Source organism: Leucobacter luti, from assembly GCF_050310065.1.
In the GTDB taxonomy this organism is placed as follows: domain Bacteria; phylum Actinomycetota; class Actinomycetes; order Actinomycetales; family Microbacteriaceae; genus Leucobacter; species Leucobacter luti_B.
This window is the reverse complement of sequence record NZ_CP190007.1, coordinates 2654601-2667444: the sequence shown is the minus strand read 5'-3', so window position 1 is coordinate 2667444 and position 12844 is coordinate 2654601. Positions and strand designations below refer to the sequence as shown.

At 69.6% G+C, this 12844-nt stretch carries 11 protein-coding genes; 1 reads left to right on the top strand and 10 read right to left on the bottom strand.

The window, feature by feature from the left end; translation table 11 throughout:
* Positions 1–53: 53 nt before the first annotated feature.
* From ACOPJ3_RS12100 to mtnA, 6 genes are all read right to left on the bottom strand, one after another.
* A complete protein-coding gene (locus ACOPJ3_RS12100) occupies positions 54–536 on the bottom strand; it encodes a cupin domain-containing protein (RefSeq protein WP_427869417.1) in 483 nt (160 codons plus the stop codon).
* A complete protein-coding gene (locus tag ACOPJ3_RS12095; RefSeq protein ID WP_427869416.1) occupies positions 533–1447 on the bottom strand; it encodes an ABC transporter permease in 915 nt (304 codons plus the stop codon). The genes ACOPJ3_RS12100 and ACOPJ3_RS12095 overlap by 4 nt, the downstream gene beginning before the upstream one ends.
* Entirely contained in the window at positions 1444–2733 is a 1290-nt protein-coding gene (locus ACOPJ3_RS12090) for an ABC transporter permease (protein ID WP_427869415.1), read from the bottom strand. The genes ACOPJ3_RS12095 and ACOPJ3_RS12090 overlap by 4 nt, the downstream gene beginning before the upstream one ends.
* The gene (locus ACOPJ3_RS12085; protein WP_427869414.1) at positions 2730–4292 is read right to left on the bottom strand and encodes an ABC transporter ATP-binding protein; all 1563 of its coding nucleotides are present in this window, start codon (positions 4290–4292) and stop codon (positions 2730–2732) included. Before ACOPJ3_RS12085 ends, ACOPJ3_RS12090 begins: the two co-directional genes overlap by 4 nt.
* Positions 4293–4464: 172 nt before the next feature.
* Positions 4465–5517, bottom strand: a complete 1053-nt coding sequence (locus ACOPJ3_RS12080) for a BMP family ABC transporter substrate-binding protein (protein WP_427869413.1) — start codon at positions 5515–5517, stop codon at positions 4465–4467.
* A gap of 69 nt (positions 5518–5586) precedes the next feature.
* Entirely contained in the window at positions 5587–6630 is a 1044-nt protein-coding gene (gene mtnA / locus ACOPJ3_RS12075; protein WP_427869412.1) for an S-methyl-5-thioribose-1-phosphate isomerase, read from the bottom strand.
* A 378-nt stretch (positions 6631–7008) separates the two neighbouring features.
* Here mtnA and ACOPJ3_RS12070 point away from each other — a divergent pair, with 378 nt between their 5' ends.
* Positions 7009–8361 (top strand): PhoH family protein, encoded by a 1353-nt coding sequence (locus tag ACOPJ3_RS12070; protein ID WP_427869411.1) that lies wholly within the window; start codon positions 7009–7011, stop codon positions 8359–8361.
* Positions 8362–8431: 70 nt separating this feature from the next.
* Here ACOPJ3_RS12070 and ACOPJ3_RS12065 read toward each other — a convergent pair whose 3' ends face one another.
* From ACOPJ3_RS12065 to ACOPJ3_RS12050, 4 genes are all read right to left on the bottom strand, one after another.
* A complete protein-coding gene (locus ACOPJ3_RS12065) occupies positions 8432–9247 on the bottom strand; it encodes an SGNH/GDSL hydrolase family protein (protein ID WP_427871227.1) in 816 nt (271 codons plus the stop codon).
* 744 nt (positions 9248–9991) lie between these two features.
* A complete protein-coding gene (locus ACOPJ3_RS12060) occupies positions 9992–11404 on the bottom strand; it encodes a class II fumarate hydratase (RefSeq protein ID WP_427869410.1) in 1413 nt (470 codons plus the stop codon).
* Positions 11405–11488: 84 nt separating this feature from the next.
* Complete coding sequence (locus tag ACOPJ3_RS12055; protein ID WP_427869409.1) at positions 11489–12157, bottom strand: carbonic anhydrase; 669 nt, start codon at positions 12155–12157, stop codon at positions 11489–11491.
* Positions 12158–12160: 3 nt separating this feature from the next.
* Positions 12161–12841, bottom strand: a complete 681-nt coding sequence (locus tag ACOPJ3_RS12050) for a DUF4245 family protein (protein ID WP_427869408.1) — start codon at positions 12839–12841, stop codon at positions 12161–12163.
* Positions 12842–12844 lie beyond the last annotated feature (3 nt).

Here is a 12844-nt window from a genome sequence, read left to right as displayed (position 1 = left end):
TCACACGCGCCAGAAAGAGACGCTCGTCGCAAAAATCGCGCTGATCAGGGGACCTAGTGCAAATTTCTGGTGAGTTCAGCAATTCTGCTGGCCGAATCCGGGTAGCGCGCGACAAGCGTTTCGCGCTCACCCAGTTCAAAGCCTTCCCAATGGAACGGAGGAGACATGGTCGTGCCGATCAGCGACCATTCCCCAAGCGGAGAGGATCCCTGCATGACGCCGGGAGGGACGACCGCCTGCGGGAGCTGGCCGGCCTCGTGATCCGGGCCGAGAAGCACCTCCTCCGAGCGCCCATCAGGGTGGAGCAGGAGTAGCGACAACGGCGAACCCGCATACCAGTGATAGACCTCGACAGAATCGAGCGCGTGGAGCGCCGAGAAGTCCGGAGACGCAAGGAGGTAGTAGATGGCACTCGAGTGATCGTCGAGGTGCATCCGGCGAAACAGTCCGCCCTCGTGCTCGAGCGGTTCGAGGCCGAGCCGGTCGACCCAGGCGGCCGCCTCGGGCGGCAGCGCCGCGGAAGGTTGAGCGCTCACGCGACCGCGGCCTCCTTCGCGCGCTTGAAGCGGCGGCTCATGAAGATGAGGACGATGAGGGTCACCACGTACGGGCCCGCGTCGGTGAGCTGCTGCGGGAGCCCGAAGGACTGCAGGCGGAAACCGACGCCGTCGGCGAGGCCGAAGAGGAGCGCTGCCGCGAGCACGCCGACCGGGTGGGCGCGCGCGAGCATCACGGCGACGACCGCGATCCAGCCGCGGCCGGCCGACATGTTCTCGGTGAACTGCACCACGTTGCCGAGAGCGAGCTGCGCGCCGCCGAGGCCCGCGAGGGCGCCCGAGGCAATGACCGCCCCCAGCTGGTAGCGCTGCGGGTCGACACCCATCGTTGCCGCCGCGAGCGGGCGCTCGCCAACGCCGCGCAGGCGGAGGCCGACGGGCGTGCGGAACAGCACGACCCACAGGATCGGAACGAGCAGGAGCGCGAGATAGCCGAGAGGAGTGAGCGCGAACAAGGGCCCGATCCAGGGGATGTCCGCGAGGAACGGGATGCGCCAGGTCGGGATGCCGTCGATGCCCGGATCCTGGAAGACGCCCTGCACGTTGAAGATGGCCACGAGGAGGAAGCTCGTCATGCCGACCGCGAGGATGTTCATCGCGATCGCGAGCACGATCGGGTCGCCCTTCCGGTACACCGTGCCGTAGCCGAGGATGAGGGAGAACAGCGCACCGGACACCATGGCGACGAGCACGCCCACGAGCCAGTTGTGCGTGAAGAACGACGCGGCCACGCCCGTGAACGCGCCGATCAGCAGCATGCCTTCGAGTCCGATGTTGAAGATGCCCGCGCGGTCGGCGAGCATGCCGCCAAGCGCCGCGAGCAGGATCGGAATGAGTGCGCGCAGGACCGAGCCGATGAGGTCTTCGGTGAAGAGATCGAGGAAGTTCATCGTGCCGACTCCTTCGCAGCGTGCTTCGGATCGGGCCCGAGGTCGGGATCCGAGTCGGGATCCGAGTCGGGATCCGGGTCTGGATCAGGATCCGGCACGGCGGGAGGAAGCACCGGAGCGACGCCTGCGGCGCCGCCGGCGACGGGTGGGCCGTCGAGCGCTGGCTCGGACGATACGGCGCCGCCGCGCTTCCTGAAGCGGGGGAGCGCGACGCGGAAGGCGAGGAGGATGATGACGAGGGCCTGGATGACGGCGGCGATCTGGGGCGAGAGGCCGAGCTCGCGGCCCATCGCGTCGCTTCCGACCATGATCGCGGCGAAGAAGAGGCCCGCGATCACGATGCCGATCGGGCGGTAGAGCGCGAGCAGGGTGACGAGGAGCGCGGTCCAGGCGAAGTTGGTCTGGACGAAGGATCCCTCGATGAGGCGCGTGTTGGGGGCGCCGATCGTGAGCATGAGGCCGAAGAGGCCGGCGAGGCCGCCCGAGAGCGCCATCGTGCGCACCACGAGCGGGCCGGGCTTCACGCCGCCGTAGCGCACGAACTCGGGGTTCTGGCCGCTCAGGCCCGACTCGAAGCCGTAGCGCGTGCGGCGGTTCATGAAGATCGCTCCGACGATGACCAGGATGAGGACCACGATCGACCAGTTGACGCCCGTGAGGACCATCGTGATGGGGTTCGTCGGGCCGAAGGTGTCGCGCAGGGTCTCGGCGAACGCCGAGTCGCGCGGCACGAGCATGCCGAACTGCACCTCGGGGCGCACCTGCTCGCTGGCCACGAGCGTCGATTTCGGCTCGTCCAGCCGGAAGCGGATGAACCACGACGAGAAGTAGCGCGCCGGGTAGTTGAGGAGCAGCGTCGAGAGCAGGATCGGCACGCCGAGCAGGTTCTGCAGGAGTGCCGCGATGAGGCCCCAGGCCGCGCCAACGGCCACGGCGGTGACGACGGCGAGCAGTGTGATGAGGAGCGGGGGACCGGGGACGTAGATCGCGACGAAGCCGCCCGCGAGCGCGCCGAGCCCGGCCTGCCCCTCGGTGCCGAGGTTCAGGATCCCGGCGCGGAAGGCGACTGCGATCGCGATGCCGATGCCGATGATGGGGACGGCCCGCTGGAGCAGGTTCGCGATGCCGGCGCCCGAGCCGAACGATCCGTTCGCCATCGCCGCGTACCCGCTCAGCGGGTCGACGCCCGCAATGAGCATGAAGCACGCGCCGATCAGGAGCGCGAGGATCACGGAGATCGGGATCGGGCCCGCGAGCCAGCGGCCGAACTTGGACAGAGCGCTCATCGTGCCGTCTCCCTCTGAGCTGCGGCGAAGGATCCCGGCCTGTGCCGCTCCTCCGGTTCGTGGCCGGCCATGTAGAGGCCGAGCTGGGCCTCCGTCGCCTCCTCCTTCGGCACCTCGGCAACGATCCGGCCCTCGAACATCACGAGGATGCGGGAGGAGAGCGACATGATCTCGCTGAGCTCTGCCGAGATGAGGAGGAGGGCGCCGCCGCCGTCGCGGTACTCGCAGAGCTCGCGGTGGATCGACTCGATCGCGCCGATGTCGACGCCGCGGGTCGGCTGCTCCGCAATGAGTACGGGGGAGCCGTAGTCGAGCTCGCGGGCGACGACGACCTTCTGCAGGTTGCCGCCCGAGAGCGTGCCGACGGGGGTCGAGGGGCCGGCGATCTTGACGCCGAACCGCGCGATCAGCCGCTTCGCGTGCTCGAGCATCGCGGGGCGCGAAAGAAGCCCGCCCTTCATGATCGGGGCCGAGCGGTGGTGGCCGAAGGCGAGGTTGTCGATCGCGTCGGCCGTGCCGGCGCTGCCGACCGCGTGGCGGTCCTCGGGGATGTAGGCGATCCCGCCGTCGCGGCGGTCGGCGATCGAGGCCGCGCTGAGATCCGTGCCCGTCACGGTCACCGTGCCGGACTGCGCGCGGCGCATGCCGATGATCGCCTCGGCGAGCTCGACCTGCCCGTTCCCCGCGACGCCTGCGATGCCGACGACCTCGCCGGCGCGGATGCTGAGGCTCGCGTCCTCGACGAGGTTGCGCCCGCCTGGTCCGGGCACGGTGAGCCCTGCGACGTCGAGGGCGACCTCGCCCGGCGGGTTCGCGGGGGGAGGCGTCGAAAGGTCGACGTCGCGGCCCGTCATGTGCCGCGTGATCTCCTGCGGCGAGCTCTCGGCGGTGACGAGGCTCGCAACGTTGCGGCCGTCGCGGAGCACCGTGACGCGGTCCGAGATCGCCATGACCTCGCCAAGCTTGTGGGTGATCAGGATGATCGTGCGGCCATCGGCCTTCAGCGCGCGGAGCACATCGAACAGGCGCTCAGTCTCCTGCGGGGTGAGCACGGCGGTGGGCTCGTCCAGGATCAGGACGCGCGCGTCGCGGTACAGGGCCTTCACGATCTCGACGCGCTGCAGCACACCGACCGGGACCGAGTCGACCCGAGCGGAGGGATCGATCGCGAGCCCGTATCGCTCGGCGATGTCGGCGACCTGCCGGTTCGCCGCCCTGCGGTCGATGAGCCCGCGCTTCGTCGGCTCGCTGCGGAACACGACGTTCTCCGCGATCGTGAGCGACGGGAAGAGTTTGAAGGACTGGAACACCATGCCGATGCCGGCGTCGATCGCGTCGAGCGGGGACGCAAATTTGGTCTTCTTGCCCCGGATCAGGATCTCGCCCTCGTCCGGCTGGAAGACGCCGGCGAGGATCGACATGAGGATCGACTTGCCCGCGCCGTTCTCGCCCATGAGGGCGTGGATCTCGCCCTGCTCGACCTCGATGTCGACGTTGTCGTCCGCGAGCACGCCTGGGAAGCGCTTCGTAATTCCGCGCATGCTGACTTCGGCCGCCATGCCCGCTCCTTCGTTCGAGTCCGTGTTGCGTGTTCCGAGCGAGTCGGGGTGAATCTGGGTGATTCGGGGTGAATCTGGGTGATTCGGGGTGAGTCGGCGCGAGGAGCGCCGGGTGTGGATCCGGTGCGCGACCGCCGAGGGGCCGCCGCGCACCGGATCCGGTGTCTCCCGCTTAGGCCGCGGGATCCTTGATCTCGAGCTTGCCGCTCACGATGTCATCGCGCACCTGCGTGACCTTGTCGAGCACGTCCTGGTTCTCCATGACGGTGCACTGCGAGTCGGCGGCGTCCTCGGTGAGGCTGACGATCGTCATGCCCTCCTCCTTGAGGCCGAACGACGAGGTCGCCTCGGACACGCTCTTGCCGTCCATGATCTCGCCAACGACGGTCTCGACGACCTTGTCCACGGCCTTGATGGTGCCGTCGACGACGGCGCCCGGTGCGATCGGGCACTGGTTCGCGTCGACGCCGTAGGCCGAGAAGCCCTTCTCGGACGCGGCCTCGATGATGCCGCCGTTCGATCCGGCGCCCACGGCGAAGACCTGGTCGACGCCGGTGTCGGCGAACGCGATGGCCTGCTCCTTGCCGCGGCCCGGGTCGGCGAACGGGTTGTCGCCGCCGATGACCTGCGGGCCCTCGACCGAGACGTCCGGCTTGACGCTCTTCGCGCCCTCGGCGAAGCCTTCCGAGTACTTGTGCAGCAGCGGGATGTCGACCGAGATGACCGATCCGACCTTGTTCGCCTGCGTGAGCATGGCGGCCTCGATGCCGAGGAGGTAGGAGGGCTCGTACTCGCGGAAGCTCGCCTGGTAGAGGTTGTCCGGAGCGCCATCGACGGCGGTGTCGATGAGCAGGAACTTCTGCTGCGGGTTCTGCTCGGCGAGCTCGAGGGCGACGTCCTCGAACTGGAAGCCGAGCATCACGATGACCTCGGGCGCCGCGGCGACCGCTGCCTCGAGGTTCGAGCGGCGGGTCGCGTCGTCCTTCGACTCGTACGTCTTCGAGGTGCCCTCGAACTCCTCGGCGACGTTCTCGATGCCGGTCTTGCCCGACTTCAGGAACTCGTTCTGCCCGATCGGGTCGCTCGTGATGTAGATGAACTGCGGGCCGTCAGCGCTCGCGTCGCCGCCCTTGTCGCCGCCGCCCGAGCAGGAGGTCAGGAGAAGCGCGGACGCAGCGGCGCCAGCAATAACGGCCGCACGGACGCGGCGCTTGGTGAAGAACATTCTGTTCCTTTCAGGGTGAACTGGGGTATTCGAAGTTTCTGCGCCGAAGAGCGCGCGATTGATACGACTCTACGAGCGGAGCGCGTCGAGCGAAACCGTGTGCGGGCTCTCGCCCCGCTGCGGCAGGATCACGCGTCGCTCCGTCACAATGGCGGTGATGAGCTCGTGCGGCGTGACGTCGAACGCCGGGTTGACCGCGTCGACCCCCTCGGGGGCCGTGCGAACGCCGCCGAACCCGGCAACCTCCGCCGCACCGCGATCCTCGATCTCGATGTCTGCGCCGCTCGCCGTCGCCATGTCGATGGTCGACTCGGGCGCGACGACGATGAACGGTACGCCGGCGTGCTGCGCGGCGAGGGCGAGCGAGAACGAGCCGATCTTGTTTGCTGAGTCGCCGTTCGCGGCGATCCGGTCGGCGCCGATGAACACGGCGTCGGCGATCCCGCGCGAAAGCAGGAAGGGGCCGGCGGAGTCGATGAGCAGGCGGAACGGGGCGGACATGCGCTGCAGCTCCCACGCCGTGAGGCGCGCGCCCTGCAGCAGCGGCCGCGTCTCGAGCGGCAGCGCCTCCTCGAGCGAGTCCTGCTCGAGCAGCGTCTGGATCACGCCGAGCGCCGTGCCGCGCTCGACCGTCGCGAGGCTGCCCGTGTTGCAGATCGTCATGACGCGCACGCGATCCTTGCCGGTGAGCTCGCGCGTCAGCTCGGCTCCGCGCAGGCCCATCGAGACGCACGCGGCAATGTCCTCGTCGCGGATCAGGAGGGCCTCGGCGAGGATCGCGTCGGCGCCCTCGTCGAGCTTCGTGAGGGCGCGATCCACGCCCCAGGAGAGGTTTACGGCGGTCGGCCTGGCCTCGCGCAGCAGCGCCGCCTGGCGGCGGACCTCATCGCGATCCAGCTCCTCGTCGCCATCGGCCGCTGCAACGCTCGCGGCGATGAGCGCGACTCCCATCGCGCCCGCGACGCCGAGCGCGGGCGCACCGCGCACCGCGAGGCGCTGGATGTCGTCGATCAGCTCGGGAAGCTCCGTGACCCGCCGGATCTCGAGCCGGTGGGGGAGGAGCGTCTGGTCAATGAGTTCGATGGCTCCGTCGACCCAGTCGATCGTGCGCAAGGGGGTGCTCCTATCGAGTTCTCGCCAAGGAACGCGATCCGTCCCCCGACTGCAGTATCGCAAGGGACAGAATACCGGATGACGACGCGGCGCAAGGCGGGCTGTGGAACCCGCACAAGCGGCCGGCGCGTAGCCGCGCCGCAAGCAGGAGTTCTTCCACCGGCCGCGGACCGTTCACCTGACTGCACGCGTGTCAGGACCAAAGCTTTGGCGCAGTCAGCGTAACGTGTGATTCATCGGGCAGGGTGCCCGATCGAGGTGCGGACGGATCGATCCGGGTGAGGCACGGCCCCACCCGGCCGGACCCCGGGGGCATTCGACCCGGAACCTCCTCCCCTCGCTGAGCCGGGGCGCTCGCCCCGGGGCAGAGGAGCCATCGTGGCCGAGACCCAACACACCGCAACCGAGAAGTCCGCCGCCCGCGAGAGCGCCGGACCCGCCGACGAGGCACTGCGCACCTATGTGCTCGACACCTCAGTCCTGCTGAGCGACCCGGCGGCGCTCTTCCGTTTCGCTGAACACTCAGTGGTTCTCCCCGTCGTCGTCGTGATGGAACTCGAGCGCAAGCGCCACGATCCCGAGATCGGGTACTTCGCGCGCCGGGCGCTCAGGATCCTCGACGAGCTCCGGGACCAGCACCTGCGCCTCGACTTCCCGGTGCCCGTCGGCGACGCCGGCGGCAGCGTGCGCGTGGAGCTCAACCACTCGAGCATCGAGTCCCTTCCCTCCGGGATGCGCCTCGGCGACAACGACACTCGGATCCTCGCGGTTGCCCAGAATCTCGCCTCGGACGGCCTGAACGTCACGGTCGTCTCGAAGGACCTGCCCATGCGCCTCAAGGCCGCGGCCCTCGGCCTCGGATCCGAGGAGTACCGCGCGGAGCTCGCGCGCGACGACGCCTACACCGGGACCGCCCAGCTCGCCCTCGACGAGGAGGAGATGCGCATCCTCTGGGAGGACGAGCGCATCGACGGCAATGAGGAGTCCGCGGTTCTGCCCCGCGGCACCGGCCTCGTGCTCTCCTCGCCGCGCGGGTCGGCGCTCGGCCGCACCGATGGCTCCGGCGGGATCCGCCTCGTGCGCGGCGACCGTGAGGTCTTCGGCGTCTCGGGGCGCAGCGCCGAGCAGCGGCTCGCGATCGATCTGCTGCTCGACCCGCAGATCGGGATCGTCTCCCTCGGCGGAAGCGCGGGCACGGGCAAGTCGGCGCTCGCGCTCGCCGCAGGCCTCGAGGCCGTGCTCGAGCGGCGCCAGCACCGCAAGGTCATGGTGTTCCGCCCGCTCTACGCGGTCGGGGGCCAGGAGCTCGGCTACCTGCCTGGCGACCACGCCGAGAAGATGAATCCGTGGGCCCAGGCGGTCTACGACACGCTCGGCTCGATCGTCTCGGAGAACGTGCTCGACGAGGTCATGGCGCGGGGGCTCGTCGAGGTGCTGCCGCTCACGCACATCCGCGGCCGCTCGCTGCACGACGCCTTCGTGATCGTCGACGAGGCACAGTCGCTCGAGCGCGGGGTGCTGCTCACGATGCTCAGCCGGATCGGGCAGAACTCGCGCGTCGTGCTGACCCACGACGTCGCACAGCGCGACAACCTGCGCGTGGGGCGCTACGACGGGATCGCCGCCGTGATCGAGCGGCTGAAGGGGAACCGCCTGTTCGGGCACGTCACCCTCGCTCGCTCCGAGCGCAGCGAGATCGCGGCGCTCGTCACGGAGCTGCTGGAGGACTAGGAGGCGGGGCCGGATCCGGAACTTTGACCGGGTCCGGATCCGGATCCCTGCTGTGAACGGGTGTCGCGGGCTACTGGGCCTGCGGCACCCGTTCGGCCTTCTCGCGCTTCTCGCTCTTCTCGCGCTTCTCGCGCGCGACCTGGGCCACGCGCTCGCTCACGGCGGGCCAGAACGTGTCGGCCCAGATCTCGTAGCCGCGGTCGTTCGGGTGGAAGGCGTCCTGCGCGAACTCGGTGAGGACGCCGAGGAGGCCGCGCGCCTCGGTCGCGTCGTGCAGCGGCACGACCCGCAGCCCGCGGTCCGCCGCGATCGTGTGCAGGATCGCGTTGGCCTCGGCGACCTTCCGGTCGTTGCGCGGCAGGTGGAAGCAGGGGAGCTCGCCCACGATCGTGTGCCGGGGCAGCGGGTCGAAGATGCGCGAGATGTTGCGGTGGAAGGCGACGGGATCCCACGCCGCGATATCGTTCGAGCCGATGTCGATGGTCACGAGATCGGGCTTCTTCGCGAGGAACTTCTCGGCCTTGGGGAGCTGATCGCGCAGGCAGAGCGCGGTCGTGGCGCCCGAGACCCCGAGGTTCGTGACCCGGATCGGCGCGCCGAGTTCGCGCTCGATGCGCTCGGTGAGCTGCCCGACGTAGCTGCGGCCGGGCACGCTCGCGCCGATGCCCTGCGCGGTCGAATCGCCGAGCGCGAGGTACCAGAAGTCGCCTGCCGTCTTGCGCCGCTCACGCCACCAGGCCGCCGTGACCGGCTGCATCTCTGCGAGCTCCATGAGGGGGCGATTGGCCCGTTCGTATGCGGTTTCCCAGCCGCGGGCGCGGGCGAAGCCGGCCCCGAACGAGAGCGCAAGCGCGCGGATTCCATCGGCAACGGAGTGGGCAGGCATCACGGACACAGCCTAATCGCACCGCTCTGATCAGGGGCTCAGCGTGGCGCTCGCGCTGGCGGTGTCGTGCGGGCGCACGTGCCCCAGGCTCATCGGCGTCCGCTTTACCCTTGCCCGGGTCGAGTGGGCCGTAAGGCCCCTTTCGCGAGCGTGATTGGGGCCTTACGGCCGACTCGGCCGCGGGAATGGGGCTTTCGGGCCCACTCGGCGCTTACGCGGGGTAGAGGGAGTAGCGAGCGCGCGCCCGCGGGTCCCGCGGTGCGGGCCGCGAGCGCGGGCCTCGATGCGGGATCGCGCTCGCGCTCGCGCTCCGCGCTGTTCCCCGCCCGTCGGCCACCCGGGTCGAGTGGGCCGTAAGGCCCCTTTCGCGGGCGTGATTGGGGCCTTACGGCCGACTCGGCCGCGGGAATGGGGCTTTCGGGCCCACTCGAGCTCGGGGGCGTGCGAAGGAGGATGTGCACGCTGACCCTCGCTGACCCGCGTCCGTATCCGCGCCTGCACTACTGCCCCCGCCGAGTGGGCCGTAAGGCCCCTTTCGCGAGCGTGATTGGGGCCTTACGGCCGACTCGGCCGCGGGAATGGGGCCTTACGGCCGACTCGGGCCAGTGCTCGGCGGCCGGAGCCGACCGACCGCGACCGACCGGCGGGGCCACGCAGAGGAACCCAGACCATCCGCGCCGCGCACCAAAAGCCGCGGCCCGGGATCCGCACGGGATCCCGGGCCGCGGCTGTGCGCACGGGCGACTACTTGGCGACGCCCGGGTGGGTCATCGAGAGCAGGTCGAGCGCCTTGTCGAGGTCGGCCTCGGAGACCTCGCCGCGCTCCACGTAGCCGAGGTCGATGACGGCCTCGCGCACGGTGATGCCCTTGGCGACCGAGTGCTTCGCGATCTTCGCGGCGGCCTCGTAGCCGATGAGGCGGTTGAGCGGGGTGACGGTCGACGGGCTCATGCCCGCGAGTGCCGCCGCGCGCTCGATGTTGGCCTCGAGGCCCGCGATCGTTTTGTCGGCGAGCACGACCGAGGCGTTCGAGAGGAGGCGGATCGACTCGAGCAGGGCGGTGCCCATGACCGGGATCTGCACGTTGAGCTCGAACGAGCCCGAGGCGCCGGCCCAGGCGATCGTCGCATCGTTGCCGATGACGCGCGCGCACACCATGAGCACGGCCTCCGGCACGACCGGGTTAACCTTGCCCGGCATGATCGAGGAGCCCGGCTGCAGGTCGGGGATGTGGAGCTCGCCGAGGCCCGTGTTGGGGCCCGAGCCCATCCAGCGGAGGTCGTTGTTGATCTTCGTGAGCGAGACCGCGATCGTGCGGAGCGCGCCCGACGCCTCGACGAGGCCGTCGCGGTTCGCCTGCGCCTCGAAGTGGTTGCGTGCCTCGGTGATGGGGAGGCCGCTCGAGTTCGCGATCTCGGCGATAACCTTCTCGGGGAAGCCGAGCGGGGTGTTGATCCCGGTGCCGACCGCGGTGCCGCCCTGCGGGACCTCGGCGACGCGCGGCAGCGCCGCGTCGACGCGCTCGATGCCGTAGCGGATCTGCGCGGCGAAGCCGCCGAACTCCTGGCCGAGGGTCACGGGGGTTGCGTCCATGAGGTGGGTGCGGCCCGACTTCACGGCCTCCTTCCACAGCTCGGCCTTCGCCTCGAGCGCCTCGGCGAGGTGCGCGAGCGCGGGCTTGAGCTGCTCGATGAGGGCGCCCGTGACGGCGATGTGCACCGACGTCGGGAAGACGTCGTTCGACGACTGCGACGCGTTGACGTGGTCGTTCGGGTGGACCGGTGCGCCGAGGTGCTTCGTGGCGAGGGTCGCGAGCACCTCGTTCATGTTCATGTTCGACGAGGTGCCGGATCCCGTCTGGTAGGTGTCGACCGGGAACTGGTCGTGGTGGTCGCCCGCGATGATCTCGTCGGCCGCCGCGACGATCGCGTCCGCGATCGGGGCGTCGAGGATCCCGAGCTCCTTGTTGGCGATGGCCGCCGCGCGCTTGATGCGCGCGAGCGCGACGATCTGGGCGGGCTCGAGGCCCGAACCCGAGATGGGGAAGTTCTCGACGGCGCGCTGCGTCTGCGCGGCGTAGAGCGCGTTCTTCGGCACGCGGACCTCGCCCATCGTGTCGTGCTCGATGCGGTACTCGATCTCTTCGGTCACGTTCATCCTTCGTTGGTGGGTGGGGCCCGTCTCACCGACGGGCGCTGGAGTGTGAGTATGGAAGTGCAAGGGGAGGAGATTGCGTCCGGATCAGGCCGGCAGCGCGACGTCGAGCGCGCCGATCGCGCTGATCGGCACCGCGCGTCCCTCTGCCAGACGATACTGGCAACCTACGACACCGAGGCGGCCCTCGGCCACGGCGTCACTGATGATGCGCGAGCTGCGCAGCAGCTGGTTGACCGTGGCCGCGAGGTGCACGCGGCCGACCGCATCGGCATCGATCCCGCCGGCCTCGACGTAGGGGGTGTTGCGCTTCTCGCGCAGCCAGATGTCCTGCACGGCGGGCAGGATCGGCTGGAGCGTGTGCTCCACGGCGATAGGGACGGGATCCGGATCCTTCGACATCTGCTGGATCGCGGCGGCCACCGCGCCGCAGGAGTCGTGCGCGAGCACGATGATGATGGCGACGCCGAGGTTCGACACCGCGTACTCCATGGACGCCGTGATCGACTCCGCGACGACGTGCCCCATGTTGCGGGCGACGAAGAGGTCTCCGAGGCCGGCGTCGAAGATGATCTCGGCCGCGAGCCGCGAGTCGGCGCAGCCGAAGAGCGCGGCATCGGGGTTCTGCGAACCCGCGAGCTCGTGTCGTCGCTCGACGTCCTGGCGCGGGTGCTGGGGGCCGCCCGTGATGAACCGGTCGTTGCCGGCCGCGAGAGCATCCCACGCCTGCTGCGGCGTGACTCGAGGTGCTGCCATCTGCTACTTCTCCTTCATTGCGGTGAGAGAGTCGGCTACGCCGGCCGCGAGTGTGCGAATCGTGGCGGGTGAGTCGGTTCCATACACGAGGATCGCGTCCTGTTCCCACTGGCCCTGCAGGCCGAAGAGCATGTTGCTCTCGTCAGCGTCGCGGTCCGTGTGGTCGTAGGCGATCCAGTCGATGCCGCCGATCTCCTCGGCGCCGGTCGGGCGCTGGTTCTCGAGCTGGCCCAGGATCCAGTCCTCGTCGACGGGGGATCCGTCTGAGGTGAATGCCTGCACGACGCTCGCGTAGGCCTCCAGCCCCGAAGCTTCGTCGACGGTCGTGTAGTTGATCTGCCAGTAGGTGACGCCGCCTGAGCTCTTGAGCCCTGCCCACTTCGCCTTCCACGCCTCCGGCACGTCGGGCGCTGCGAGATCCCGGCCCGCGCTCGGAGATGCCTCGGCCGCGAGCTTCTGCGCGTCGACGGCGTGCTCCGCGTAGCCGCCCTTGCCCTGGGGCACCATGAGGAAGATGACGAGCACGAGCCCGAGACTCACGAGGAGGGAGAACACGAGGTTGTTGACGGTCTTGCGCTGCTTGTACAGCCGGCTGTCCGTCGCCTTGCGCGCCGCGGTCTCGGCGGGCGTCTCGGGGCGCCCGAGCTCAGCGACGACGACCGGGGGCTTCTGCTTCTTCGCCATCGG

What these genes read in the sequence shown, in the direction of transcription:
- ACOPJ3_RS12050 (WP_427869408.1), bottom strand. Translation starts at nt 12,841, where the DNA reads ATGGCGAAGAAGCAGAAGCCCCCGGTCGTCGTCGCTGAGCTCGGGCGC.
- ACOPJ3_RS12055 (WP_427869409.1), bottom strand. Translation starts at nt 12,157, where the DNA reads ATGGCAGCACCTCGAGTCACGCCGCAGCAGGCGTGGGATGCTCTCGCG.
- ACOPJ3_RS12065 (WP_427871227.1), bottom strand. Translation starts at nt 9,247, where the DNA reads ATGCCTGCCCACTCCGTTGCCGATGGAATCCGCGCGCTTGCGCTCTCG.
- ACOPJ3_RS12060 (WP_427869410.1), bottom strand. Translation starts at nt 11,404, where the DNA reads ATGAACGTGACCGAAGAGATCGAGTACCGCATCGAGCACGACACGATG.
- ACOPJ3_RS12090 (WP_427869415.1), bottom strand. Translation starts at nt 2,733, where the DNA reads ATGAGCGCTCTGTCCAAGTTCGGCCGCTGGCTCGCGGGCCCGATCCCG.
- ACOPJ3_RS12095 (WP_427869416.1), bottom strand. Translation starts at nt 1,447, where the DNA reads ATGAACTTCCTCGATCTCTTCACCGAAGACCTCATCGGCTCGGTCCTG.
- ACOPJ3_RS12085 (WP_427869414.1), bottom strand. Translation starts at nt 4,292, where the DNA reads ATGGCGGCCGAAGTCAGCATGCGCGGAATTACGAAGCGCTTCCCAGGC.
- ACOPJ3_RS12080 (WP_427869413.1), bottom strand. Translation starts at nt 5,517, where the DNA reads ATGTTCTTCACCAAGCGCCGCGTCCGTGCGGCCGTTATTGCTGGCGCC.